At 62.7% G+C, this 22463-nt stretch carries 24 protein-coding genes and 1 pseudogene; 6 read left to right on the forward strand and 19 right to left on the reverse strand.

Going from position 1 to position 22463, the window contains the following annotated elements:
- Positions 1 to 704: 704 nt before the first annotated feature.
- Positions 705 to 1085: a helix-turn-helix domain-containing protein gene (locus tag RSO67_RS28120; protein ID WP_315841539.1), complete on the reverse strand. Its 381-nt coding sequence runs from the start codon at positions 1083 to 1085 to the stop codon at positions 705 to 707.
- Between the two features lie 149 nt (positions 1086 to 1234).
- Here RSO67_RS28120 and RSO67_RS28125 point away from each other — a divergent pair, with 149 nt between their 5' ends.
- Positions 1235 to 1624 carry a DoxX family protein gene (locus RSO67_RS28125; RefSeq protein WP_315841540.1) on the forward strand — a complete coding sequence of 130 codons (390 nt, stop codon included), beginning with the start codon at positions 1235 to 1237 and terminating at the stop codon, positions 1622 to 1624.
- A 201-nt stretch (positions 1625 to 1825) separates the two neighbouring features.
- Positions 1826 to 2113, forward strand: coding sequence for an MAPEG family protein (locus RSO67_RS28130; RefSeq protein WP_315841541.1), 288 nt, complete (start codon positions 1826 to 1828; stop codon positions 2111 to 2113).
- 102 nt (positions 2114 to 2215) lie between these two features.
- Here RSO67_RS28130 and RSO67_RS28135 read toward each other — a convergent pair whose 3' ends face one another.
- The 16 genes and pseudogenes from RSO67_RS28135 to RSO67_RS28210 form a co-directional block, all read right to left on the reverse strand.
- Positions 2216 to 2473 (reverse strand): hypothetical protein, encoded by a 258-nt coding sequence (locus RSO67_RS28135; RefSeq protein WP_120291172.1) that lies wholly within the window; start codon positions 2471 to 2473, stop codon positions 2216 to 2218.
- A 113-nt stretch (positions 2474 to 2586) separates the two neighbouring features.
- Complete coding sequence (locus RSO67_RS28140; protein WP_315841542.1) at positions 2587 to 3840, reverse strand: multidrug effflux MFS transporter; 1254 nt, start codon at positions 3838 to 3840, stop codon at positions 2587 to 2589.
- A 153-nt stretch (positions 3841 to 3993) separates the two neighbouring features.
- Positions 3994 to 4650: a pyroglutamyl-peptidase I gene (locus RSO67_RS28145; protein ID WP_315841543.1), complete on the reverse strand. Its 657-nt coding sequence runs from the start codon at positions 4648 to 4650 to the stop codon at positions 3994 to 3996.
- 1 nt (position 4651) lies between these two features.
- Positions 4652 to 5638, reverse strand: a complete 987-nt coding sequence (meaB, locus tag RSO67_RS28150) for a methylmalonyl Co-A mutase-associated GTPase MeaB (RefSeq protein ID WP_315841544.1) — start codon at positions 5636 to 5638, stop codon at positions 4652 to 4654.
- Complete coding sequence (locus tag RSO67_RS28155) at positions 5635 to 6417, reverse strand: DUF3298 and DUF4163 domain-containing protein (protein WP_315841546.1); 783 nt, start codon at positions 6415 to 6417, stop codon at positions 5635 to 5637. The genes meaB and RSO67_RS28155 overlap by 4 nt, the downstream gene beginning before the upstream one ends.
- Before the next feature lie 8 nt (positions 6418 to 6425).
- Positions 6426 to 6764 carry a DUF86 domain-containing protein gene (locus RSO67_RS28160; RefSeq protein WP_315841547.1) on the reverse strand — a complete coding sequence of 113 codons (339 nt, stop codon included), beginning with the start codon at positions 6762 to 6764 and terminating at the stop codon, positions 6426 to 6428.
- Complete coding sequence (locus tag RSO67_RS28165) at positions 6764 to 7078, reverse strand: nucleotidyltransferase family protein (protein WP_315841548.1); 315 nt, start codon at positions 7076 to 7078, stop codon at positions 6764 to 6766. Before RSO67_RS28165 ends, RSO67_RS28160 begins: the two co-directional genes overlap by 1 nt.
- A 35-nt stretch (positions 7079 to 7113) precedes the next feature.
- A complete protein-coding gene (gene scpA, locus RSO67_RS28170; RefSeq protein ID WP_315841549.1) occupies positions 7114 to 9267 on the reverse strand; it encodes a methylmalonyl-CoA mutase in 2154 nt (717 codons plus the stop codon).
- 128 nt (positions 9268 to 9395) lie between these two features.
- A complete protein-coding gene (locus RSO67_RS28175; protein WP_315841550.1) occupies positions 9396 to 9755 on the reverse strand; it encodes a hypothetical protein in 360 nt (119 codons plus the stop codon).
- 16 nt (positions 9756 to 9771) lie between these two features.
- Positions 9772 to 10239 (reverse strand): GFA family protein, encoded by a 468-nt coding sequence (locus RSO67_RS28180; RefSeq protein WP_315841551.1) that lies wholly within the window; start codon positions 10237 to 10239, stop codon positions 9772 to 9774.
- A gap of 11 nt (positions 10240 to 10250) precedes the next feature.
- A pseudogene (locus RSO67_RS28185) lies at positions 10251 to 12121 on the reverse strand (methylmalonyl-CoA mutase family protein).
- Between the two features lie 348 nt (positions 12122 to 12469).
- The gene (gene folK / locus RSO67_RS28190; protein WP_315841552.1) at positions 12470 to 12961 is read right to left on the reverse strand and encodes a 2-amino-4-hydroxy-6-hydroxymethyldihydropteridine diphosphokinase; all 492 of its coding nucleotides are present in this window, start codon (positions 12959 to 12961) and stop codon (positions 12470 to 12472) included.
- A gap of 3 nt (positions 12962 to 12964) precedes the next feature.
- Positions 12965 to 13330, reverse strand: a complete 366-nt coding sequence (folB, locus tag RSO67_RS28195) for a dihydroneopterin aldolase (protein WP_089266999.1) — start codon at positions 13328 to 13330, stop codon at positions 12965 to 12967.
- On the reverse strand, positions 13327 to 14172 hold the full coding sequence (gene folP / locus RSO67_RS28200; RefSeq protein WP_315841553.1) for a dihydropteroate synthase: 846 nt from the start codon (positions 14170 to 14172) through the stop codon (positions 13327 to 13329). The genes folB and folP overlap by 4 nt, the downstream gene beginning before the upstream one ends.
- Before the next feature lie 135 nt (positions 14173 to 14307).
- Positions 14308 to 14715, reverse strand: coding sequence for a DUF4332 domain-containing protein (locus RSO67_RS28205; RefSeq protein ID WP_089267001.1), 408 nt, complete (start codon positions 14713 to 14715; stop codon positions 14308 to 14310).
- 59 nt (positions 14716 to 14774) lie between these two features.
- Positions 14775 to 15140 carry a hypothetical protein gene (locus tag RSO67_RS28210; RefSeq protein WP_068734292.1) on the reverse strand — a complete coding sequence of 122 codons (366 nt, stop codon included), beginning with the start codon at positions 15138 to 15140 and terminating at the stop codon, positions 14775 to 14777.
- A 369-nt stretch (positions 15141 to 15509) separates the two neighbouring features.
- On the opposite strand from RSO67_RS28210, the gene RSO67_RS28215 reads away from it, so the two are divergent.
- The 4 genes from RSO67_RS28215 to RSO67_RS28230 all read left to right on the forward strand — a co-directional run bounded on the left by RSO67_RS28215 (position 15510) and on the right by RSO67_RS28230 (position 20416).
- The gene (locus RSO67_RS28215) at positions 15510 to 17138 is read left to right on the forward strand and encodes a helicase HerA-like domain-containing protein (RefSeq protein ID WP_315841554.1); all 1629 of its coding nucleotides are present in this window, start codon (positions 15510 to 15512) and stop codon (positions 17136 to 17138) included.
- Positions 17139 to 17278: 140 nt separating this feature from the next.
- Positions 17279 to 18571 (forward strand): glycosyltransferase family 87 protein, encoded by a 1293-nt coding sequence (locus RSO67_RS28220; protein WP_315844382.1) that lies wholly within the window; start codon positions 17279 to 17281, stop codon positions 18569 to 18571.
- A gap of 12 nt (positions 18572 to 18583) precedes the next feature.
- A complete protein-coding gene (locus RSO67_RS28225) occupies positions 18584 to 19987 on the forward strand; it encodes a M20/M25/M40 family metallo-hydrolase (protein ID WP_315841555.1) in 1404 nt (467 codons plus the stop codon).
- Between the two features lie 213 nt (positions 19988 to 20200).
- Positions 20201 to 20416: a hypothetical protein gene (locus RSO67_RS28230; protein ID WP_315841556.1), complete on the forward strand. Its 216-nt coding sequence runs from the start codon at positions 20201 to 20203 to the stop codon at positions 20414 to 20416.
- A gap of 122 nt (positions 20417 to 20538) precedes the next feature.
- On the opposite strand, the gene RSO67_RS28235 is transcribed toward RSO67_RS28230, so the two are convergent.
- Together RSO67_RS28235 and RSO67_RS28240 are read right to left on the reverse strand one after the other, a co-directional pair.
- Positions 20539 to 21321: a class II aldolase/adducin family protein gene (locus tag RSO67_RS28235; protein WP_315841557.1), complete on the reverse strand. Its 783-nt coding sequence runs from the start codon at positions 21319 to 21321 to the stop codon at positions 20539 to 20541.
- Positions 21322 to 21450: 129 nt separating this feature from the next.
- Positions 21451 to 22455 (reverse strand): GlxA family transcriptional regulator, encoded by a 1005-nt coding sequence (locus RSO67_RS28240; protein ID WP_315844383.1) that lies wholly within the window; start codon positions 22453 to 22455, stop codon positions 21451 to 21453.
- Positions 22456 to 22463: the final 8 nt, after the last annotated feature.

Genomic DNA, 22463 nt, shown 5'->3' on the forward strand with positions numbered 1-22463 from the left:
TGCCCGTTGCACCCTTGGGCCTGATGCCAATGCGGTCTTCCGCAAGGGTAATGTGCATCAGGACTTTCGGAGGCGCCGAGCAAGTACCCAGCGTTCCGCATACGGTGTTTTTTCGGTTGCTTGCGCGTTGCCATGGCGAACGATCCGATCACCAAAATTACAGTCCCAAGGCGAATGGGACAGGGTGCCTCAAGCGAGTAAGCCGGACGCGTTTTGACTTGGTCGTCCGTCACACTGTCCAGAGGGTCTTTCCATCTCAAGGCCGGCCGTCTCCTTGCCAGTGGCAGTGCTGGCGCAGATCCGTCCTGCCCGAAGACAGACGTCACCCATGAACCGCGTAACGCCGCATCTCCGGCGTCCACCGCATCCCACCCCGCGAACGTGACGATCGCGATCGCCCCTCTCGGTGGGGCAGGACGAAGGGGAATATAAACCTGATGGGGGTGCTGTCAACGGGAGATAGGAAAAAATGTTTGGGCGCTGTCTTGCCGCCCCACACTGTCATTCCGGGGCGTGGCCGGCACTTGCCGGACGCGAACCCGGAATCTCAGCATGGGAGTCTCCAGACAGCGCAAAACACTCGGGGATTCTGGGCTCATGCCGGCCCGCTGCGCGGTCCGTCCCTCAGGCAAACCAATTGGTTTGCCGGGGAATGACGAGTGTGGGTCGGGATTCCCCGCTCCCGACAGACAGTGTCGCAGGATTCAGTCGCCCCTGGGTTTGCGGCCACGGGCACTCGGCTTCGCCGGTACGGTCTTTCCATATTTGTTCCACCACGCCGTCAGCGCTTCCATCGTGGGGCCGAGCCCGCGCGCTTTCTGCGTAATCTCATATTCGACCCGGAGCGGCACTTCTGCGAACACGGTGCGTGATATCAGACCGTCGGCTTCGAGTTCGCGGAGTTGTGCCGTGAGCATGTGCTGGGTGATGCCGGGGATTGCCTTTCGTAACTCCCCGAAACGGTAAACCCGCTGATTGAGCAGCCACATGATTTCAAGCTTCCACTTGCCTGAGAGCAGCGCGAACGCACGCCGCATCTCTTCGTGCATGTTTTTCTCTTTATCGGCCATGGTCTGCTTTTCCATACTTGCAGTAGGTTATTCATCCTACTTGTAAAAATCAATCTTGATTGACATTTTCGATGCACGCGCAAAGGCGCTGCGCATAGGCGCCTGCAAGGCAAATCAACACGAAGAAAGGATGTTGCTGTCCCACCAGCAATCATGACAACCACATGGCTACGATCTACACTTATTGGATCAGCACGGCGCTATTGGCCCTGCTGTATCTGACCTCCGCCTTCATGTACCTCACGAAAGGGAATTGGGTCCGACAGGCTCTGGCCGACCTCGGATATCCGGCTTACTTCGTGCCATTCATGATCGTCGTGAAGGTCCTGGGCCCGGCTGCAATCCTGTTGCACGTCAACGTCGCGCTCAGCGATCTCGCTTATGCGGGCATGTTCTATCACTTGCTGTTGGCAGCCCTGGCGCACGTCGCCGTCCGGAAGCCCAGCGCCGCGTTGCCCGCCGTGATCGGCCTCGCATTGCTCATCGCCTCATTTGCCACGCAGAACGCTGCCCGCGAAATCTCGTCGCCTTACGCGCTTGCGGCGATGTTCTGACGCGCAGAAAACAACCAGCACGACAATAGCGATCGAAGGAAATGAACATGAATAGCTTCACCGCCGACGGCGGCGCGATTATCGACAGCGCGCGCTAGCCATGACAACGCTTCCTGTCACGTCCATCTTTGTGGCGGCTTTCGCCGTGTCCCTTGTTGCTCTGTCGCTGCCAGTTTCCCTCCGCGCGCAACGGTCGGGGAGATGGTCGGCGACAGCGCGGATGAAACGCTGCGCCGACGCATCCGCGCCCAAGGAAATTTTATCGAGTACGTGCCTCTCGGGGTTATCTCGCTGGGCATGGTCGAGGCTCATGCCGCCCCGGTCTGGCTGGTCGTCGCCACCGGAGCAACGCTTGCGTTTGGGCGGCTGCTGCATGCGATCGGCATGTTTCGGGGATCGGCGCCCGTGCGCGGCTTCGGGATGCTCTTTACTTACGTGGCTCTGGTTGTTGCGGCTGGACGGCTCATCATGGACGCCGTCCCCTGGTGAATGCGGAAGCTGAACGGAGCACCGTCACCATCCTTACGTCACGTCGGAGAGTTTATTGCTACCGGAATGACGTTCTTTCGAGCCTGCGCGAGGTGTTGCCGTCTATCGTCCCGTCAGCGCGAGCTGGAAATCCTTCTCGGCCTGGGCGTCGCGTTCGTTCTTTTCCGGGCATTCGCCGGGCTCGGCCTGACACGGGCGGATCTCGTAGTCGTTGTCGAGCACGCGGCGCGGTGTCGGCTTCGAATTCTTGGCTTCGACATCGGTGACAAGGCCGCTCTCGGCGGCAAGTTTCCACACGTCGGCTTCGGTCGGATAGGATTTACTCAGTTTCGCGTCGTCACAGAACAGTGCGTAGGGCATCGGATTGCTCCGGTAAAAATTGATAACGTTCATGGCGGCGCCGGGTTCGCCCCGACGTATTCCCAGACATTTCAAAATTGCGCGACGGCCATTCGGCTGCGTCGCGAGAGCGTTCAGCTCACCATCTTGTGAGGCTTGAACAGGCGGCCCTTTTCCACCACGAGGATCACCGCGAATGCAGTGAGGGTGCAAAGAAAAAGGCCGGTCGCGAACGGCAGTAGAGTGCCGTCATAGTGCTGGCCGATAACCGTGCCGATGGCGATACCCAGCAGCGTGGTCAGCGTCCCGTAGAGCGAGGAGGCCGTGCCGGCGATGTGGCCCTGCGGCTCCATCGCCAGTGCGGTGAAATTCGAGAACATCAGGCCGAAGGCAAACATCATCAGCATCGACAGCGCGATGAACAACCATAGCGGCATGAAGCCCATCGCCACGGCCAATAACATCGCCGCGCCAGCAGTGACGAAACCGAGCAGGGCGCCGTGGGAGAGTGCCCGCATGCCAAGGCGATGGACGACGCGCGAGTTGAAGAAGCTGGCCGCAGCGACGCCGAAAGCGATGGAAGCAAAGGCAAGCGGGAAATATGGCCCGAGATGGAAAATCTCGGTGAACACCTGCTGCGACGTAAACACGAAAGCGAACAGTGCGCCCTGCAGGATGCCGGCAGCGAGGCCGTAACCGAGCGTCTGCCGATGGCTGACGGTTTGCCGATAGGCATAGAGCACATCACGAATGGCGAGCGAGCGGCGTTTGGCGGCCGGCAGCGTCTCCGGCATTCGCCAGGCACTCCAGGCCAGCGTCAGCAGGCCGTACAGCATCAGCACGACAAAGATGCCGCGCCATTCCGTGAGAACCATCAGGGCTTGGCCGAGAGACGGGGCGATGACCGGCACGGAAATGAAAACCATGATGGCCAGTGACATGACGCTGGCCATGCGGCGGCCGGCATAGCAGTCCCGGACGATCGACACCGCGATCACGCGCGTCGCCGCGGTGCCGATGCCCTGCAGCAGGCGGGCCAGCAACAGGATTTCGAACGACGGTGCGAACAGCGCGAGCACGCTCGCAGCGCAATAGACGGCCATTCCGCCGAGCAGGATGGGACGCCGGCCGTAGCGGTCCGACAGCGGGCCGATGGCGAATTGGGCCACGCCGAAGCCGAGCAGGAAGACCGAGAGGACGCTCTGAAGGTGGTTGGCATCAGGGACTTTGAAGGCCGCACCGATATGCGGCAGCGCCGGCAGCATGATGTCCATGGCGAGCGGATTCAGCGCCATGATCGAAGCGATCACGACGACAAATTCGCCAAATTTCATTGGACTATGGGTCGATGACACCACAAGGGGGGCGTCGGCGTTGATGTCGGTCACAAAGCTGTCCTTGGAAGTATTCCCGCCATTAGGGTCTTCATGCTGCGACGCACAAGTTGACTTTCGGCATGGCTGCGTCGCGGAAACCGGCGGAATTTCCCCAATTTATGAATTAATGTTCAGAAAATAGCCGGGAGCGTCGTTTCGACGGTCTCAAACCCGGGAATTCCTGGCCGCATCACGCAGTTTGACCCGGGTCATGCGGATCATTTCCAGCAGGATCGCTTCACCGGTATCGGTAAGCTCGTCGGAGGTCATGCGACGCGACGCAGTGTCTTGCGCCAGCAGCGGCACATGGACGAAGGCCGCGAGGCGTGGCCCGTTCGGCGCGCGGGTGGCCTCAATGCTGCGCCACGAAAGGTAATTGCAGAGATAGCGGCCTGCATCGCGTGAGGGGCGCACATCGGTGCCGCCAGCGAGGGCGGCCCGGAACAGACGCGCCGTGTGCGGGCCGAACATCTGCGCGCCGGCGCCAGGTACGATGCTGGCGCGGCGCACCGTGGCGTGGCCGGCATCGGGCCATAGCATGGACACCGCGTTGCGGGCGCGCGTCTCGATCCGGACATAGGGCGTGCGCGCGGCGAGGCCGAACATCAGCAGAGCATCCGGACGATGGCGCGCGATCAGCTCGGGCAATTCGCGGTCGACGGTGGCATAGGTGACGTCGAAAATATGCGCGATGCGGGTGACGTCGGCGAAAGCAGGACGGCGCAGCGTTGCGAGTTTTCGCACCAGCGCCTGTGTCGGATTGAACGGCGCGCCGGGGAACGGGCCGAAGCCGGTGATGAGGATGCGCGGGGCGCTGCTCATCTCAATCCTTCAACAGCGTGACGATCGCCTCCGCCGCGACGGCAGGCGTCATCATGCCGTCGGCGACGTCGCGTTCGACTTGTTTGACCTTGCTGCGAATGCCGGGATCGCTGCGCAGCCGCGCCTTCAAACGATCCTCCAGCATGGTCCACATCCATTTTACCTGCTGCTCGCGGCGGCGGGCGGCGAAATCGCCGGACGCGTTCATCGCCGTGCGATGCGCGACGACCTTGTCCCAGAGCTCGGCGATACCCGTCCTGGTCAATGCCGAATAGGTCACGACCGGCGGATGCCAGTGCTCCGAGCGCGGCGCGAGGATATGGAGCGCGCCGCGATAATCCCCAGCGGTGATATTGGCGCGCTTCAGGTTGTCGCCATCGGACTTGTTGATGGCGATCATGTCAGCGAGTTCGATCAGGCCTTTCTTGATCCCCTGCAACTCATCGCCACCGCCGGGCAGCATCAGTGCAAGAAAGAAATCGGTCATGTCGCAGACCGCGGTTTCCGACTGGCCGATGCCGACGGTTTCCACCAGCACCACGTCGAAGCCGGCGGCTTCACACAGTAACATGGCCTCGCGGGTTTTTGCCGCGACGCCGCCGAGCGTGCCGGAGGACGGCGAGGGGCGGATGAAGGCGTTCGGATGAGCCGACAGATCGTTCATCCGCGTCTTGTCGCCGAGGATCGATCCACCGGTGCGCGCCGAGGACGGATCGACCGCCAGCACGGCGACCTTGTGGCCGCGCTCGATCAGATACATGCCGAGCACATCGATGGTGGTCGATTTGCCGACACCGGGCGAGCCGGTGATGCCGACGCGAAACGCCTTGCCTGTAGCGGGCAACAGCGCTTGCACGAGCTCGCGCGCGGCGGTCTGATGATCGGCACGGCGGCTTTCCACCAGCGTGATCGCCCGCGCCAGCGCGGCGCGGGAGCCGGCGCGGAGGTCTTTGGCGAGCGCGTCGATATCGATGGGGGCTTTCGTCACTTGTCGTCGTCCTTCGGCCGCTCGCCGGCGAAGATCGCGCCGCCCTCGGCCGACAGATAGGGCTTGAGCTTCTCCCACGGCACGAAGGCGTGGTAATCGCCTTCGGCATAGGAGCCGACCGCATAGGGGCCGTAATGGAAGCTGAGGCCGGAGCTCTTGCCGGCTGACGTCGACGGCGCCAGCGATACCGGCCCGATCTTGAGCAGCTTCGGCTCCAGCGCGTCGACGAGGCTCATGTCGGGATTGTCGTTGTCGCGCTGTTTCTTCTCGACTTTTAGATCGGCGACGACCGCATCGCGGATCGCCGTCATCGCCGGCCCACCATCGGCAAGTTCGTTGAAGAACGGGCGGATGCTGATCATCTTGCCGCCCTGCCTGTCCCACAGCAGCGTGTCATTGGCCCGATTGGGATGTGCACCGCCGGTGTAGTTGTAGTCCGCGCGGATGATGCTGACATAGCGGCCGGAGACGAGCGAGCTCTGCGTATAGCTGCGCTCCGATTCCCAGGGCCGGTTGCGGATGTCCGCAGGCAGATCCCGCATGTCCTTGCGCTGCTCGGCCAGTTCCTTGAGCGTCTTCGCAGCCCAGCCATTGCTGGCGGATGTGAGATATTTCAGCAGCGGCGCATCGGACTTGATCGCGGCATCGAAGAAGACGGCAACCTCGGTGTATTTGGCCTTGAGCTGGATGTCGGGTGTCGGCTCGGCGGCGAGGGCAAACCCTGCAAATAGATTGCATGTCAGCGAGACAAACAGAAAGATCCGGATAGAGGATTGCATGAAGCCAGCTATTTGATTTGTGTATGACGGGCGACAAACGATTTAAGAGGTTCCAGATCCTCTTCCACCATCGTCCACAACAGGCCAGCGTCCGTACGATGGTAGGCGTGGCGAAGCCAATTGCCCAAGTCGGCAAGCCTGCGCCAGTTGATCTCGTGTGCCTCCGACTTCAGGTCGTCGGGAATGTGGCGCGAGGCTTCGCTGATGTTTCCGAGAAGGCGCTCGACGGCTGCTCTGAGGATCGTGTCGTCTGTGAACGTTACAAGTGTGTGGCCGTGTACCCCGCGTCGAATGGTATCGATGGCCTCGTTGATGTGGCCGATTCTCTCGGCCGCCGTCGGCTTCATCAGAAGACCTCGACGATGTCGTCGGCAATACGCTCAGCGATACGCGGATCGAGCGAGCGGCGCATCGTCGCCTGTGTTTGCAGACCCGTCGCATCGTCGATCAAGTGCTGCACGCCAATCAGATCGAGCAAAGAAAAGGACGCTTCAGGCTTTATATCGACGAGCACATCCAGATCACTGTCCGGCCGTGCATCGCCGCGGGCACGCGAGCCGAATATGGCCAGCCGCGTGACGCCTTCGGCGCGGATCGCAGGAGCGATGTCGCGCAGCTTGGCGAGGATGATGTCCAGTTCAGTATCGGCCACGTCTGTCATGCAAGGACGCTAGCATATCTGGGTGAAAAGCGCAGCTACTCCGCCGCCTCGCTGTGTCCCAGCCGTGCATTCAGCTTGTGGATCAGCTCTTCCGCTGCCTCCGAGATCACCGTGCCGGGCGGGAAGATCGCCTCGGCGCCGGCCTTGTAGAGTTCGTCGTAATCCTGCGGGGGGACGACGCCGCCAATGATGATCATGATGTCCTCGCGGCCCTGTTTCTTCAGCGCGGCCTTCAGCTCCGGCACTGCGGTGAGATGGGCGGCGGCCAGCGAGGAGAGGCCGAGGATGTGGACGTCGTTTTCGACGGCCTGCCGCGCGGCTTCATCGGCGGTGGCGAATAGCGGCCCGATATCGACGTCGAAGCCGACATCGGCGAAGGCCGAGGCGATCACCTTCTGGCCGCGGTCGTGACCGTCCTGACCGATTTTCGCGACGAGAATACGCGGGCGGCGGCCCTCGGCGTCCTCGAAGGCATCGATCAGCGCCTGAACCTTCTGGACCTTGTCGTTCATGGTGGACGCCTCGCGCTTGTAGACACCGGTAATTGATTTGATCTCAGCGCGGTGGCGGCCGAACACCTTTTCCATCGCGTCCGAGATCTCGCCGACGGTGGCCTTGGCCCGCGCGGCATCGATCGCCAGCGCCAGCAGGTTGCCGTTGCCGTCCTTGGCCGAGCGCGTCAGTGCCGCCAGTGCGGCATCGACGTCGGCCTGGCTGCGCTCGCCACGAAGCCTCTTCAATTTGTCGATCTGCAGCCGGCGCACAGTGGAGTTTTCCACCTTGAGCACGTCGAGCGCTTCTTCATTTTCCGGCTTGTACTTGTTGACGCCGATCACCGCCTGACGGCCGGCATCGATGCGCGCCTGGGTCTTGGCGGAAGCCTCTTCGATGCGCAGCTTGGGCACGCCGGCCTCGATGGCCTTGGCCATGCCGCCGAGCTCTTCCACTTCCTGGATATGCGCCCAGGCCTTGGTCGCAAGGTCGTGGGTCAGGCGCTCGACGTAATAGGAGCCGCCCCACGGATCGATGATGCGGTTGGTGCCGGTTTCCTGCTGCAAAAATAGCTGCGTGTTACGGGCGATGCGCGCCGAGAAGTCGGTGGGCAGCGCCAGCGCCTCGTCGAGCGCGTTGGTGTGCAGCGACTGGGTGTGGCCCTGCGTCGCCGCCATCGCCTCGATGGTGGTGCGCATCACGTTGTTGTAGACGTCCTGCGCGGTCAGCGACCAGCCCGAGGTCTGGCAATGGGTGCGCAGCGACAGCGACTTCGGATCCTTCGGATTGAACTGCGTCAGCAGCTTGGCCCAGAGCAGCCGCGCGGCGCGCATCTTGGCGACTTCCATGAAGAAGTTCATGCCGATTGCCCAGAAGAACGACAGGCGCGGTGCGAAGCGGTCGACATCGATACCGGCGGCGAGGCCAGCACGGAGATATTCGACACCGTCGGCGAGCGTGTAAGCGAGTTCGAGATCCTGCGTCGCGCCGGCTTCCTGCATGTGATAGCCGGAGATCGAAATCGAATTGTACTTGGGCATCTTTTGCGAGGTGTAGGCGAAGATGTCCGAGATGATCCGCATCGAGGGCGTCGGCGGGTAGATATAGGTGTTGCGCACCATGAACTCTTTCAGAATGTCATTCTGAATGGTGCCTGTGAGCTTCTCCGGCGGCACGCCCTGTTCTTCGGCGGCGGCGACATAGAGCGCGAGGATCGGCAGCACCGCGCCGTTCATGGTCATCGACACGCTCATCTGGTCGAGCGGAATGCCGGCGAACAGCGTGCGCATGTCATAGATGGAGTCGATCGCCACGCCGGCCATGCCGACGTCACCCGACACGCGCGGATGGTCCGAGTCATAGCCGCGATGGGTGGCGAGATCGAAGGCGACCGAGAGGCCCTTCTGGCCGGCGGCGAGATTGCGCCGATAGAAGGCGTTGGAATCTTCCGCGGTGGAGAACCCGGCATATTGCCGGATCGTCCAGGGCTGGTTGACATACATGGTCGGGTAGGGGCCGCGCAGGAATGGCGCGATGCCGGGATAGGTATCGAGGAAATCGATGCCGGCGACGTCGGCTTCGCCATAGCCCGGCTTCACCAGAATGCCTTCCGGCGTCAGCCACGGTTCGCCCTGCGACGGCGCGCCCGCGGCGATGGGCGAGAAGGCGACGTTGGTGAAATCAGGAATCTTGGTCATGGTCGTTTACCCTCGGTCGTCATGGCCGGGCTTGTCCCGGCCATCCACGTCTTGCTTTGTGGCTAAGACGTGGATACCCGGCATTCGCCGGGCATGACGTGTTGTTGGTTGCGTGCATCTCATATCAGTCATGATCCGGCGACCGATAACTTGCGCCAGCGCACGCGTCGTTTAATCTCGTCCCGGACATCCTTGAACTCGCATTCTGAATAATAGTGCTCGACCGCTTCGTCGCGCACCCAGTCCTGCGCCCCGAGTGCAATCGCCAGCCGAAAGAGTTGAGCATAGAATTTGTAGAAGATTCGGCCATGCAAAAGCCCGCGGCCGGGCTGCTCGACGAACAACCAGCGAAAGACTCTGTATTTGAGAGAAGACGGCAGCGTTTGAATTCGCCGCTCTTTTTCCGCAATCAGCTTCTCGTAACGTGCTGCAATCTCGGCATCGTCGAGTTTCGCCAGGTCTCCTCGCAGATTGATCCCGAAGCGCATGTGTCGCTCTCATGTCTCAATCATGATCCGGATGCTGATAGCTGAACACTTCCGCGCATTTCTCCGGTCCGTAATTCTGCATCGTCGTCTTGCTCGGCAGGTTCGACACGTTGCCGACCCAGCCCAGGCGTGACTCCGTGCCGAATTGCTGCGTCGGCACCACGCGGTCCGGCCGGTCGAAGGCGCCGGTCATGATCTCGATCTTGGGGCCGCCGATGGCGCGATAGCTCAGCGGCGTGCCGCATTTGGCGCAGAAGTCACGTTCCGCAATCGACGATGACTTGAACGCCGCCGGCTTGCCGCGGGTCCACGCAAAGTTCTCGTTCGGGATATCGGCGAGCGAGGCGAATGGCGCGCCGGTGGCCTTCTGGCACATGCGGCAATGGCAGATGCTGACCCGGGTCGGCGCAGCCGACAGCGCAAAGCGGATCGCGCCGCATTGGCAGCCGCCGGTCAGCGCGGGTTTGCTCGCCGTTGCCGTCATGGCTTACTCCATCAGGCCGAATTTAGCAGATCATAGGCCTGCACCAGCATCGCCAGCGCATCGCCGCCGGCAATGATAAAATCCCTAACGCCTGCGTCGCGCAAGGGCGCTTCGAGGTCGCCGGGGCGGCCTGCCAGATAGATATGCTTCGCGCCGGCAGCCTGAAGCGCTTTTGCTGCGGGCGCGGCCTGGCCGGCATAGAGCTTGTCGGACGAGCAGATACATACCAGCGCGGCGCCGGAGGCCTTCCAGGCCTTGGCGAGTACGGCGGGATCGGAGAAGCCGTCGCTATCGAGGGCTTCGATGCCGCCGGTCTCGAAAAACTCTTGGCGAAGGTCGCGCGCGCCGTGAAATCGGCGGGCGTGCCGAGATTGGCCAGGAACACCTTCGGACGGGCACCCTTACGGGCCAGCAGGTGATCCGACTTGTCGCGCAGCGCCTCGAAGGGCGAGGCCAGCCGGATCGGTTCGAGCGGGTTGAACTTGATCTTGTCCTTGCCATAGGGCTTGCCGGGGATCGGCTTGACCTTCAGCACACTGGCACGTGCTTCATGCAGGTTCGGGAATTCGCTGGCGCCGGTGAGCACTTCGCGGCGCTTGGCGACGCTGGCCTGACGTGCAGCACGGGTGGCGGCGACCTTCGGCTGGATCAGGTTGTTGCCCAGCGCCTGGAAGGCGCCGCCGGCTTTTTCGATGTCCTGGAACTGGGCCCATGCGGCGTCGCACAGTTCGCGCGTCAGCGCCTCGATGCCGCCGGCGCCGGCGGCGGGATCGGTGACCTTGGCGAGATTGGACTCTTCCAGCAGCACCAATTGGGTGTTGCGTGCAGCACGGCGCGCGAAACCGTCGGGCAGGCCGAGCGCCAGCGTATGCGGCAGCACGCAGATGGAGTTGGCACCGCCGAGACCGGCAGCGAATGTCGCCATGGTGGCGCGCAGCATGTTCACATAGGGATCACGCTGCGTGAGCATACGCCATGCGGTGTCGGCAGCGATGAACATCGGCTTCGGTGTCAGGCCGCAGCTTTCCTCGATGCGCGCCCAGAGCAGGCGCAGCGCGCGGAATTTCGCCATGGTGAGAAACTGATCGGCATCAGCCGCGAGACGCGCATAGACCATGCTGCGGGCCGTCTCGAGCGGAATGTTGTGGTCTTCCATCGCGCGCAGATAGGACACCATCACCGCGAGGACGTAAGACAGTTCCTGCACTTCGGAGCCGCCGGCATCGTGGATGATGCGGCCGTCGGCAACGGCGAACGGGCCCTTGAAGCCTTGCGCGGCGAGCTTCTTGATGGTGTCGGTGACGGCGGGCGCCATCTCCCACCAGTTATAGGCGCTGGTGCCCCACACTGCGGTGGCGCCGATGGGATCGAGGCCAAAGCGGATATCGCATGTGGCGGGATCGATGCCCTTCGTTTTGATGTAATCGGCCAGATGCGTCACGGCCATGCGTGACTGCGGTCCGGCATGGAGTTCGATGCCGATCCCGGCGTCGAGATAGATACCGTCGAACAGCGTCTCGATGGTTTCTGGCGAGGCGACGAGGCCGAACCCCCGCGCGCCGTTGGCGCCTTCGAACACCAGCGTGAGACCAGTGGCGCCGTTTTCCAGATCGTGCAGGGCCTGCTTGTTCGACTTGCCGGCATCCGGGTGGTCGATCCGCTGCATGATCTGCCAGGGCGCGGCGGGCGGGCGGCCGGCGATCGGGGCGGCATCCCGGGCGCGCGGATAGATCGGCTGGATCTTGACGCCGTCATAGGTCTTGCTGATCAGCTTCTCGAACGCTACGCCTTTCAGCACGCCATCGACGAGCTTGCGCCAGTCATCGTAACTCGCAGGCGCAAAATCGGCTGCCAGCCGCAGGTCGTCAGTCGCAGTCGACATTTAGGAACTTCACTCCCGCCATTGCTTCGTTGTTGAGCCGGAAAATGCCATGCCGAGAAGGGGTTGCCAATGCCTGTTCGGGCATGGCCCTGCGCGGAATTGGGGCGTTCTTCCCTCTCCCCGCAATGCGGGGAGAGGGTGGCGTCGCGCAGCGACGACGGGTGAGGGGCGGGGCACAGAGCTAAACCAATCTGGTCGGAGCGGATCGCACGGTGGGATCCGCGAATGACGTCGTGACGATAGGGCGGCGCGCTGCCCCTCACCCGCCGCTAAGGCGCGGCGACCTCTCCCCGCCTAGCGAAGCTTCGCTGTGCACGGGATGCGGGGAAGAGGTTAGAGGGCCGGCGCTCAATCTAGATTCGGCAGCCGCTCGATGCCGTCGGTTGAGAGGGCCTTCAGATGCTCGCTCACTGTCTTGCCTGATATCACCCGGTCCGGGGCGATCTCGGCCAGCGGCACCAGGACGAAGGCGCGTTCGGTGGCGCGGGGATGCGGCAGGTGTAGTTCCGGCTTGGCGATGACGACGTCGTCATAAGCGATCATGTCGAGATCGAGCGGACGCGGACCCCAGTGGCCCTCGGCAACGCGGTTGCGGCCGAATTTGTGTTCGATCCTGTGCAGCGTGAACAACAGCGCGTGCGGATCGAGTTCGGTCTCGATCTCGATGGCCGCATTGACGAAGTGGTCCTGCGGCACATCGCCCGCCGGCGGCGTGCTGTAGTCTGCCGAGCGTTCGATCAGCGCGGCCTGCGTCATGCCGCAGATATTGCCGATCGCCTTGCGGAAGGTCATGCGGACATCGCCGACATTGCCGCCGAGTGCGATGAGGACGCTGGCCATCGGTTACGCCCGCGACCTGCGCAGCACCACGCCGACGTCGTCGAAGATCGCGGCGATCGGCGCGTGCGGCTTGTGCACGGTGACCTTGACGGAGCTGATGCGCGGAAAATCCGCGAGCACCGCATCGGCCACCGCTCCGGCGGCGCGCTCTAGCAGCTTGTAATTGGTGTCCTTGAAAGCGGCGATCGCGGTGGCGACGACATTGGCATAGGACACGGTATCGGCGAGGCGGTCGGTGCGCGAGGCAAGATCGATATCGGCATCGAGTTCGAGATCGATGACGAAGCGCTGCCCGACCACGCCTTCGTAATCAAGCACGCCGTGATGGGCATGCACGGATACGCCCTTGATGAAGATCATGTCGGTCATCTTAAGTCCTCGATGGCTGCGGTGACGCGCAGGGCCTGAACGGTTTCCGCGACGTCATGGGCGCGGACGATTTTGGCGCCGTGCCGCACCGCGAGCAGATGCGCGGCGAGCGATCCGCCGATGCGCTGCTGCGGCTCCGACGGAACGACGGTGGATATGAATTTCTTGCGCGAGGCGGCGATCAGCACCGGCAGGCCGAAACTGGTCAGCTCGTCGAACCGCGCCAGCGCAATCATGCTCTGCTCAGGTGTCTTGCCGAAGCCGATGCCGGGGTCGAGCACGATGTGGCCCGCGGGAATGCCGGCCCTGGCGGCGATCTCCAGCGAGCGCGCGAAAAAGTCTTTCATGTCGGCGACGATATCGATGCTGCCATCGACGTCGTCGCGGTTATGCATGACGACGACAGGCGCGTTGTGCTCGGCGATGACGCGCGCCATGTCGGGATCGCGCTGCAGTCCCCAGATGTCATTGGCGATGGCGACGCCGGCGGCGAGCGCTTTCGCGACGACGGACGCCTTCATGCTGTCGATCGATACCGGCGTGCCGAGCGCGACGACGTCGGCCAGCACCGGCACGAGCCGCGCCCATTCTTCATCGGCGGTAACAGGCCGGGACCCATAGGGCCGCGTGGACTCGGCGCCGATGTCGACGATCCCGGCGCCCTCGGCGATCATGCGCCTGGCCTGCGCCAGCGCGCGTTCCGGGGCATCGAACTGGCCGCCATCGGAGAAGGAGTCCGGGGTGACGTTCAGGATGCCCATCACGGCAGGCACCGGCGATGCCAGCAGCGCGGCCAGCACCGGGTGGGCGGTCGGAGCAGACGTGGTCGGACGCGCGATCATGAGGTCGCTTTGCGCGGTCGGGGGAGGGAGTCAAGATGAGGGGTGGTTGCCGCGATGGCGCTTTCTTATCCCTCCCCACGGCGCGTGGGCTACGCCACGCTTGGGGGAGGGAGAAGAGGAGCCCGCGCTACGCGCTCAATACGAAATCTTCAGCGGCAGCTGGCGGGCCTTCTCGATCAGGTCGCCGACCGACTTCTCCGAGGGCATCACCCGCACCAGCTTGCGCTTGTCGTTGGCCTCGCGCATCGCCTGAGCGAGGCGGGACGGGTTGCGGTGGGTCAATTCGCGTACCGTGTTGACGCCGGAGGCGCGGAGCAGTTCGGCTTTGGCCTTGCCCATGCCGGGGATGCGCAGGTAGTCGGCGAGGTTCGCCCATTCGAGCAGTTGCTGTTCGCTGAACCCGGTCTTGGCGGCGAGTTCCTTGCGGCATTTGGCAGAGTGAGCGGCGTCCAGCAGCCCTTCCATGGTGCGGATGCCTGCTTTTTTAAGTTTGGTCGCGGCGAAGGCCGTCAAACCGTCAATCTTGGAGATGGGATATGTCATGGTACTCAGACGTATGAAGATGCTTGACGCTTACGCGCGGCTGCTGACGTAACAGACGGTCAGGAGAACTGGCTCAGGCCAGGTGTGCCGGCAACGATCTCGTCCATGGCATCGGCGCCGATCTTCTCGCGGCCGAACTTGAACAGTTCGCGCGCGACGCTCTGGATCTCGCCCATGCCGAGGCCAAGACCCATCAGCTTGCTGCCCAGGGCCATGATGCCGCCGCCCATCAGGCTGCTCAATCCACCGCCGCCCTCTGACGATGCGATGGCTGCATCCGCACCTGGAATTTTTTCGATGAGCGCATTGACCGGCGCGGCCGGTGCTTCCTTGCGCAGGAACCCCAAGATAATGCCGACAGCCTTTTCAGCCACGGCTTCATCGATGCCGACCTTTGCGGTCAGCGCTTTGATTAATTCGTCCATGATGCCCCGCCTCACACCGGTTGAGTGCCGATGCCCTTATGTTGAAAAGTGATCTTGAGCCGCTGTGATTCTGAATTACAAGCGCGCCAACTCGCCCGACGTGCGATTCAGTGTGATCGCGTATCGAGTGTTGCACCAATGCAAGAGCAAACGTGAAATTTTGGTCAATTGTTCGCAGATGCGACAGCGCCGTACTTTGGAAACAGCAAAAAAATATGGCTTGCGTTTCGTCAGTAGAAACAACGGACGGGTTTCAGGTGTGGCGGGAACGCTTTGCGTTTCAATCGCTCGCCAAGATGCGGTAAGATCATGGTGAGCCGCAAATTTTTTTGAAATCTTTTTCTTGATGCGCGCGACAGAGGCGATCCGATGGCGACCACCGAACTGAAGTCAGGCGATACCGACGGCAAGATCTTCATCGGCAAGGGCGACCAACCGGCATGGCTGACGCTGGCCCTCGGTAATCGCCACGGTCTCGTCACGGGCGCGACGGGAACAGGTAAAACCGTATCGCTGCAGGTGATGGCGGAGGGCTTTGCACGTGCCGGTGTGCCGGTCTTCGCTGCGGACATCAAGGGCGACCTCTCGGGTATCGCCGAAGTCGGCGAGGGCAAGGACTTCATTTTGCAGCGCGCCAAGGAGATGGCGCTGACGTTCCAGCCTGACCAGTTCTCGACCGTGTTCTGGGACGTGTTCGGCGAGCAGGGACACCCCGTGCGCGCGACCATCTCGGAGATGGGGCCACTGTTGCTGGCACGGCTGCTCGATCTCAACGATGTGCAGGAAGGCGTGCTCAACGTCGCCTTCCGCGTCGCCGACGAGAACGGCCTGACGCTGCTCGACATGAAGGATCTGCGCGCACTGCTCGACGCCATCGTGCCAATGACCGCCAAGAAGGACGAGGTCGATCCACTTGCGGATGTCCGCAAATCGGCCTTGAGCTTCGGAAACGTCACCAAGGCGACAATCGGTACCATCCAGCGTCAATTGCTCGTGCTGGAGAACCAGGGCGCCGATAAATTCTTCGGCGAGCCGGCGCTGGAGCTGAAAGATTTTCTCAAGACCGACCGCGACGGCCGCGGCATGGTCAATATCCTCGTCGCCGACAAGCTGATGTCGAGCCCGCGGCTCTACGCAACCTTCCTGCTGTGGCTGCTCTCGGAGCTGTTTGAGGAATTGCCCGAAGTCGGCGATCTGCCGAAGCCCAAGCTGGTATTCTTCTTCGACGAAGCGCATCTCCTGTTCAACGATGCGCCGAAGGCACTGCTCGACAAGATCGAACAGGTGGTGCGCCTGATCCGCTCCAAGGGTGTCGGTGTCTATTTCGTCACCCAGAACCCGATCGATGTGCCCGATCGCGTACTCGCCCAGCTTGGCAACCGCGTTCAGCACGCCTTGCGCGCCTTCACGCCGCGGGATCAGAAGGCGGTGCAGGCGGCAGCACAGACCTTCCGTGCCAATCCGAAACTCGACACGGCCACGGTTATTACCGAACTCGGCAAGGGCGAGGCACTGGTCTCGTTCCTCGAAGGCAACGGCACGCCTGCGATGGTCGAACGCATCATGGTGCGTCCGCCGACCGCACGTATCGGGCCGATCACGCCTGAGGAGCGCAAGGCGATCATGAATGCCAGCCCGGTGAAGGGCAAATACGACACCGCGATCGATTCCGAATCCGCCTACGAGACACTGCAGAAGCGCATCGCCGGCACGGCGGCGACGCCCGCCGAGGCCGGCGACGCGGCGGGCGGTGGTGGCGGCGGTGGTGGATTTTTGGGCCAGCTCGGTGCCATCGTCGGCACCATCTTCGGCACCAATACCGGCCGCAACAGGCTCTCCACCGGCCAGGTGATTGCGCGCAGCGTCACCCGCAGCGTGACCAACAAGGTCGTCGGCGGCATCGTCGCCAATGTCGGCAAGCAGATCGGCGGCTCGCTGGGAAGCTCGATCGGCCGCGAGATCGTGCGCGGGACGCTTGGCGGGATTTTGAAGCGGTAGGGACCGTCCAGACTGTCCATTATGCACCCGCCCGCGGCTTTGCAGGTCGCAGCGCCATCTGCTACCCACCGCGGTCTGAACCGCGCCGTGCCGGCGGGTCTTTGAAGCGGGACTGCGAAGTGACGAAAAGTGACGGCGAAATGCCGGTTTTGCGGTGGCCGTCCTTGCGGCAGCCGCTGGACGTACTGTTTCTTCTGACCTGCGTCCTGCTGACAGCGGATGTGCTCGTCCCGGAAATCTTCGGTCACGGCAAGACCAAGGACTACGCGCTGTGGTTCTGGGCCGGGCGGCAGGTGTTGCATGGTGCGCCGCTCTATGAGGCGAAGACCAATGGTGCGCTGGATTTCATCTATCCGCCGCTGTCCGCGGTTTTGCTGGCGCTGCCGAGCTGGTTCGGCAAGGTCCCACTTTATCTCTTGCTCTCGATCCTGAATTCAGCGGCCTGGGCGATCACCAGCCAGCTCTCCAATGCCATGACCGGCTCGAAGAAGATTCCGGCGGCGTGGCTCGCGGCGCTGCCGGGCTTTGCGACCATCACCTTCGTGTTCGACATGTACGATCTCGGCCAGCCCAATCTGGTACTGCTGGCGATGATGCTGCTCGGCTTCTGGTGGATGCAGAAGGATCGGCCGTGGCTTGGCGGCAGCATGTTCGCGCTGGCAACCGCCATCAAGGTGTTTCCGGTGGCGGTGCTGCCCTATCTGATCTGGCGGCGGCACTGGGCGGCCTCGGCGAGCATGATCATCTGCACGCTGCTGCTCCTCTATGTCGTGCCGGCGCCGTTTCGCGGCTTCGAGCGCAATGCGGCTGAGGTGAAGACCTGGTACACCGAAATGGTCGGCTCCAGCTCCGAGAAAGGCTTCGGCCAGCGCGACGAGCAGAACTGGTCTTGGGTCAACCAGTCGATCATCGCGATGACGCATCGCCTGGTGCGGCCGATCGATTATTTCCAGGACGATCGCAAGCGTGGATCGGCCACGATGAACGTGATCGATGTCAGCTACAAGACCGCGAACCTGATCGTGCTCGCAGTCTCCGGTCTGATCGGCCTCGGTTTCATCTGGTCGCTTTTGCCGCGATCGAAACTCACGCCGCGCTCACGTGCCGAAGAACTCGGCATCCTGTTCTGCCTGATGACGGTGGCATCGCCGCTGGCGCGGCAATATTACTTCATGTGGCTGTTCCTGCCGCTCACGGTGCTGATGCATCGCGCCGCCGATGATCCCAGGCCGAATGTACGGAGCGGGACATGGTGGCTGCTTGGCATCGTTGGCGTGCTGATGGCGCTGTCGATCCCGGTCTTCCCGGCCATGCTGCAGGCCTGGGGCAATAATCTTCTGGCGACCGCGCTGCTGGCAGGCGGCCTGATCTGGCATATGCACCACCCGCCGGTGCTGCTAGATTCCACCGAAGTTCCGGACCATCACGCTTAAGGAAATTCGCTCATGTCCAATACGCAGCTTGCATCCGTTCTCGATCGCGTCGATGCCGATTTCGACAAGGCTCTGGAGCGGTTGTTCGCGCTGCTGCGGATCAAGTCGATTTCCGCCGATCCGGCTTTCGCCGAGGACTGCAAGGCGGCGGCAAAGCATCTGGCCGGCGAGATCGAGGGCCTGGGCTTCAACGCCGAGGTACGGCCGACCGCGGGCCATCCCGCCATCGTCGCCACCGCCAAGGGCAACACCGGCAAGCGGCCGCATGTTCTGTTTTACGGTCACTATGACGTTCAGCCGGTCGATCCGCTGAACCTGTGGCATCGTCCGCCGTTTGAGCCGGTGGTCACCAAACATGCCGATGGCCGCGACATCATCGTTGCGCGCGGTGCGCAGGACGACAAAGGCCAGCTCTCGACCTTCGTGGAAGCCTGCCGGGCCTGGGTGAATGTCACGGGCTCGGTGCCGATCGATCTCACCATCTGCATCGAAGGCGAGGAGGAAGTCGGCTCGAAGAACTTCGTGCCGTTCCTCGAAGCCAACAAGAAAGATCTCGCCGCCGATTTCGCGGTGGTCTGCGACACCGGCATGTGGGACCCGAGTACCCCAGCGATCACCACGTCGCTGCGCGGGCTCGTCTATGAAGAAGTGAAGATCACCGCGGCCAATCGCGATCTGCATTCCGGCATCTATGGCGGCGGTGCGCGCAATCCGATCCGCGTGCTGACCAATATTCTCGGTAAGCTGCACGACGACAATGGCCGCATCACCATTCCCGGCTTCTATGATGGCGTGAAGGACTTACCGGCCGATATTCTGGCGCAGTGGAAGGGCCTCGGTCTCACCGCGGAGAGCTTCCTCAAGCCGATCGGTCTTTCTATTCCGGCCGGCGAGAAGGGCCGCGAACTGATCGAACAGATCACGTCGCGTCCGACCTGTGACATCAACGGCATTGTCGGCGGCTATACGGGCGAGGGCTCCAAGACAGTGATCGCCTCGCATGCTTCGGCGAAAGTTTCGTTCCGCATCGTCGAGGGCCAGGACCCCGGGAAGATCCGCGATGCGTTCCGGGCTTTCGTCACGTCGCAACTGCCGGGCGATTGCAGCGCGGAGTTTCTCGATCATTCCAATGCGCCGGCCATCGCGCTGGACTGGAACATGAAGCCGCTCGCCGCTGCGCGCGATGCGCTGACCGACGAATGGGGCAAGCAGGCGCTGCTGATCGGCTCCGGCGCATCGATTCCCATCGTCGCCGATTTCAAGCGCACGCTCGGTCTGGACTCGCTCCTGATCGGCTTCGGCCTCGATGACGACAATATCCATTCGCCGAACGAGAAGTACGACCTCAAGAGCTTCCATAAGGGCATCCGGTCGTGGGCGCGGATCATTGCTGCGCTGGCTGAGGTGAAGAAGTAAGCCGCGCATTCGTCCTTCTGGGGCGCCCGCTCTTGCGGGCGAACCCGGAATCCCGATGTAGCCTGGCACTGTCGGAGATTCCGATGTCGAGATTCCGGGGCGCGATCGCCAAGCGGCGTTCGCGCCCCGGAATGACGAGCATGCCTTCGCGTTGACCCACATCAAGGCTTGCGTCAGGCTTTCCTGATCGAACGATAAAAAAGGGAGAACGCCGTGTCCGCATCCGAAATCGCCAGAACTCATTTTTCGGCAGCCATGACCGCTGCAGAAGCCGCCGGGGTCGATCAGGACAGCGTCTGTCGCTCCCTGGTGAATCTCGTGGTCTCGAAATATCTGGAGACGAGGACCGTGGCTGACGTTCAGTCGGAGCTGCGTTTCGTCGCCGACAATTGCGATCCCGATACGGACTTTGCGTTCATGCGGCCGTGATCCCAGGCAAGTGCGAGCGCCCCGGAATGACAGCATGCACCAAACATAAAAACGCCGTCCGGAATTGGACGGCGTTTTGAATCACTGTGTAGAGGTATGTAACCTCTCTATAGCACCAAATCTCAGGTCTTGTAAGACGGGTCGCGACGGTCGAGTTTGCGCAGCATCGGCGGCCAGACCAGCTTGGTCGAGCGCAGTTCGGCCTTGTCGGGATTGCCCACCAGCGCGGCGTTCTTGTCGATGACGATCTGGTCGACCGGATAGGCGGTCGGGCCGAGCATCCGGGTGCGGACCTGCATGGTGCAGGCGCGCTCCAGATAGTACATGCGCTCGAAGGCCGAGGCGACCGAGCGGCCGACGGTCAGCGTGCCGTGATTGCGCAGCAACATGGCGTTCTTGGTGCCGAGATCCTTTTGCAGGCGCGGACGTTCGTCGTGATCGAGCGCGACGCCTTCATAGTCGTGATAGGCGAGTTCGGGGATCACGAGCTGCGCGGTCTGGTTCAGCGGCTGCAGGCCTTCCATGCAGGAGGCGACCGCAGTGCCGTCCGGCGTATGCAGATGCATCACGCAGCCGGCGTCTTCGCGGACTTCATGGATCGCCGAATGGATGGTGAAGCCGGCCGGGTTGATGCTGTATTCGCTTTCGGAGAGCTGGTTGCCGTCGAGGTCGACCTTGACCAGCGACGATGCCGTGATCTCCTCGAAGATCAGGCCATAGGGATTGATCAGGAAGTGATGCTCGGGGCCGGGCACGCGGGCGGAAATGTGGGTGTCGATGAGATCGTCCCAGCCATAGAGCGCGACGAGGCGATAGGCCGCGGCGAGATTGACGCGCTGCGCCCATTCGCCTTCGCTCATATGCTTCGGCACTTCTTTCAGGTGAGCGGCTTCGGCTGGTGACATAGGTCAACTCCCGGATGGATGTTTGGTTGTTCCGTGGCGCGAGTCTAGTCCGGTGCCGGCGGAGCAGCAAGCCGGACGGTTTGCGCGGCAGACATGCTTTCGGGGCGGCAGAAGGCCCGATTACGACATTCAGGAACTGAAACGCGCGCGATAGTCTTGCGGCGTAGCAGAAAGCAATCGCAGGAAGCTGCGCCGCATGGTTTCTTCGGAACCGAAGCCGCAGCGCTGCGAAATGCGTTTTACCGGCAGTTTCGTTTCCGAGAGCAGCCGCCGCGCGGCTTCGACGCGCAACTGTTCGACGGCGCGGGCGGGCGTGATGCCGGTGGCGTCCGCATAGTGCCGGCTGAAGCTGCGTTCGCTCATGCCGGCCTGTTCGGCGAGCATGGGCAGCGAGATGTCGTCGGCGAGATGCTTGCCGATCCAGTCATGCAGCGCGCCGAACTTGTCGTCCGCGGTCTGCAGCGACAATGCTGCGCTGAATTGCGACTGGCCGCCGGGGCGCTTGAGAAACACCACGAGATGACGCGCCACCATCAGCGCGACGCTGCGTCCGAGGTCTTCTTCCACCAGCGCCAGCGCGAGATCGATTCCCGCGGTCACGCCGGCTGATGTCCAGAACGCGCCGTCGCGCACGAAGATCGGATCGGACTCGACATGCACGTCGGGAAAGCGCTGCGCGAGTTCGGAACACCAGGACCAGTGGGTCGCGGCGCGGCGGCCGTCCAGTAGGCCGGTCGAGGCGAGCAGGAAGGCGCCGGTGCAGACCGAGGCAGTGCGCCGCGCCTTGCCCGCGCGCTTGCGCACCCAGGCGACGACAGTGGGATCGGACGCGGCGGCGTGCACGCCGGGACCGCCGGCGATGAGCAGCGTGTCGATCGGCTCGGCGTGGCGCGGCAGATCGCTTGCCGCCAGTCCGAGGCCGGCAGAGGCGGTGACGCTATGGCCGCCCCGCGCGATTACGCGCAGCGCATAGGGCGCGGGCTTGCCCTGGCGCTGCATGATCTCGTTGACCGAGGCGAACACCTGCAGCGGGCCGGACACGTCGAGCAATTGCACCATCGGGAACGCCAGGACGTCTATGGCGCGCGGGATCGTCGAACCGGTGTTTGGCGGAGAACGAGGGTTCTTTGGCATTTCCGCCA

The sequence above is a fragment of the Tardiphaga sp. 709 genome (genome assembly GCF_032401055.1).
Classification (GTDB): Bacteria; Pseudomonadota; Alphaproteobacteria; order Rhizobiales; family Xanthobacteraceae; genus Tardiphaga.

What these genes read in the sequence shown, in the direction of transcription:
- RSO67_RS28120 (WP_315841539.1), bottom strand. Translation starts at nt 1,085, where the DNA reads ATGGAAAAGCAGACCATGGCCGATAAAGAGAAAAACATGCACGAAGAG.
- RSO67_RS28125 (WP_315841540.1), top strand. Translation starts at nt 1,235, where the DNA reads ATGGCTACGATCTACACTTATTGGATCAGCACGGCGCTATTGGCCCTG.
- RSO67_RS28130 (WP_315841541.1), top strand. Translation starts at nt 1,826, where the DNA reads ATGGTCGGCGACAGCGCGGATGAAACGCTGCGCCGACGCATCCGCGCC.
- RSO67_RS28135 (WP_120291172.1), bottom strand. Translation starts at nt 2,473, where the DNA reads ATGCCCTACGCACTGTTCTGTGACGACGCGAAACTGAGTAAATCCTAT.
- RSO67_RS28145 (WP_315841543.1), bottom strand. Translation starts at nt 4,650, where the DNA reads ATGAGCAGCGCCCCGCGCATCCTCATCACCGGCTTCGGCCCGTTCCCC.
- RSO67_RS28155 (WP_315841546.1), bottom strand. Translation starts at nt 6,417, where the DNA reads ATGCAATCCTCTATCCGGATCTTTCTGTTTGTCTCGCTGACATGCAAT.
- RSO67_RS28160 (WP_315841547.1), bottom strand. Translation starts at nt 6,764, where the DNA reads ATGAAGCCGACGGCGGCCGAGAGAATCGGCCACATCAACGAGGCCATC.
- RSO67_RS28165 (WP_315841548.1), bottom strand. Translation starts at nt 7,078, where the DNA reads ATGACAGACGTGGCCGATACTGAACTGGACATCATCCTCGCCAAGCTG.
- scpA (WP_315841549.1), bottom strand. Translation starts at nt 9,267, where the DNA reads ATGACCAAGATTCCTGATTTCACCAACGTCGCCTTCTCGCCCATCGCC.
- RSO67_RS28175 (WP_315841550.1), bottom strand. Translation starts at nt 9,755, where the DNA reads ATGCGCTTCGGGATCAATCTGCGAGGAGACCTGGCGAAACTCGACGAT.
- RSO67_RS28180 (WP_315841551.1), bottom strand. Translation starts at nt 10,239, where the DNA reads ATGACGGCAACGGCGAGCAAACCCGCGCTGACCGGCGGCTGCCAATGC.
- folK (WP_315841552.1), bottom strand. Translation starts at nt 12,961, where the DNA reads ATGGCCAGCGTCCTCATCGCACTCGGCGGCAATGTCGGCGATGTCCGC.
- folB (WP_089266999.1), bottom strand. Translation starts at nt 13,330, where the DNA reads ATGACCGACATGATCTTCATCAAGGGCGTATCCGTGCATGCCCATCAC.
- folP (WP_315841553.1), bottom strand. Translation starts at nt 14,172, where the DNA reads ATGATCGCGCGTCCGACCACGTCTGCTCCGACCGCCCACCCGGTGCTG.
- RSO67_RS28205 (WP_089267001.1), bottom strand. Translation starts at nt 14,715, where the DNA reads ATGACATATCCCATCTCCAAGATTGACGGTTTGACGGCCTTCGCCGCG.
- RSO67_RS28210 (WP_068734292.1), bottom strand. Translation starts at nt 15,140, where the DNA reads ATGGACGAATTAATCAAAGCGCTGACCGCAAAGGTCGGCATCGATGAA.
- RSO67_RS28215 (WP_315841554.1), top strand. Translation starts at nt 15,510, where the DNA reads ATGGCGACCACCGAACTGAAGTCAGGCGATACCGACGGCAAGATCTTC.
- RSO67_RS28220 (WP_315844382.1), top strand. Translation starts at nt 17,279, where the DNA reads ATGCCGGTTTTGCGGTGGCCGTCCTTGCGGCAGCCGCTGGACGTACTG.
- RSO67_RS28225 (WP_315841555.1), top strand. Translation starts at nt 18,584, where the DNA reads ATGTCCAATACGCAGCTTGCATCCGTTCTCGATCGCGTCGATGCCGAT.
- RSO67_RS28235 (WP_315841557.1), bottom strand. Translation starts at nt 21,321, where the DNA reads ATGTCACCAGCCGAAGCCGCTCACCTGAAAGAAGTGCCGAAGCATATG.
- RSO67_RS28240 (WP_315844383.1), bottom strand. Translation starts at nt 22,455, where the DNA reads ATGCCAAAGAACCCTCGTTCTCCGCCAAACACCGGTTCGACGATCCCG.